The 1308-nt window shown below is 47.2% G+C and carries 2 protein-coding genes; both read left to right on the top strand.

Annotated features, from left to right (window positions below; genetic code table 11):
• The coding region (locus tag R7D93_RS25455) for a thiamine phosphate synthase (protein ID WP_318129575.1) at positions 1–969 on the top strand (969 nt) is incomplete at its 5' end.
• Positions 959–1308 (top strand): ThiF family adenylyltransferase (locus tag R7D93_RS25450; protein ID WP_318129574.1); only part of this gene is annotated, 350 nt, incomplete at its 3' end. The genes R7D93_RS25455 and R7D93_RS25450, both read left to right, overlap by 11 nt.

Below are 1308 nucleotides of genomic sequence, written 5' to 3'. Positions count from 1 at the left end.
AATGATGAAATAAGAGCGCTGTCAGTTGCCTCTACTTCTAGAAATACAACTCTTCAGACCGATCAACACCTAGCGTGGATGGTAACGCTGCTTGCTCTCGATTTCCCTATTGAAGATGCTTTGACCTTAGCGCGCCCAATGACGAAAGTTTCACGTGAAACACTCATTAATGGTGCAACAATGGTTAAGCAGGAGTGGGCGTTTCCGTTTGCTGACTTTCCTATCCCTGTCCTAGAAGATTGTCGTTTAGGCATCAAAGTAGGTTGGTCATCATACGGACAATCGGTCAACTTTCCTCATCTGAGCAAACAGAGTTTGGGGCTCTATCCGGTCGTGGACGACGTCAGTTGGATTGAACGGTTGTTGCCATTGGGCATCAAAACCATTCAACTACGTATCAAAGACCCCTATCAGCCAGACTTAGAACAGCAGATTGCACGCGCAATTGAACTCGGTCGTCAGTATGACGCTCAAGTTTTTATTAATGATTATTGGCAACTAGCAATAAAGCATGGCGCGTTCGGGGTTCATCTTGGTCAAGAGGATATCGAAGATTCCAATTTGAGCCAGTTGAGCACCGCAGGTATTTGCTTAGGCCTATCAACCCATGGTTATTATGAACTGCTGCGTATCGTCCAAATTAACCCAAGCTATATTGCGTTGGGGCATATCTTTCCGACCACCACCAAACAAATGCCATCCAAACCGCAAGGTTTGGTTCGCTTAGCCTTGTATCAAAAGTTGATCGATAGCATTCCATATGGTGAAAGTGTTGGCTATCCAACTGTGGCCATTGGTGGCATTGACCAATCAAACGCAGAGCAAGTTTGGCAATGTGGCGTGTCCAGGTTAGCGGTGGTTCGTGCGATTACCTTGTCCGAATCGCCGAAACAAGTGATTGAGTTTTTCGACCAACTGATGAGCACAACGAGCACGTCATTGGTCATGGAGGACTATCGTGCTTACTGAGCAAGAATTCATTCGTTATCAGCGTCAAGTTTCGTTACCTGAAATCGGAGAATCGGGCCAAGCTCGTCTTGGTCAATCTCATGTGTTGCTCATCGGCTGTGGTGGGTTGGGTAGTGCAGCAAGTTTGTATCTCGCGTCTGCTGGCGTGGGTAAGTTGGTTGTGATTGATGATGACCGTGTCGACAGCAGCAATTTGCAGCGCCAGGTTATCTATCGTGAAGGCGACATCGAACTGGCGAAAACCGAGGCGATGGCTCAGCAGCTTCGTGATCTCAATTCAATGATTCAGGTACGCACGATTACCAAGCGTCTCGACCAAGCTCAGTTACAACTCGAAGT

The organism is Vibrio sp. YT-15 (genome assembly GCF_033337445.1).
GTDB lineage: Bacteria > Pseudomonadota > Gammaproteobacteria > Enterobacterales > Vibrionaceae > Vibrio > Vibrio alginolyticus.
This window is presented reverse-complemented; position numbering and strand designations above follow the sequence as displayed.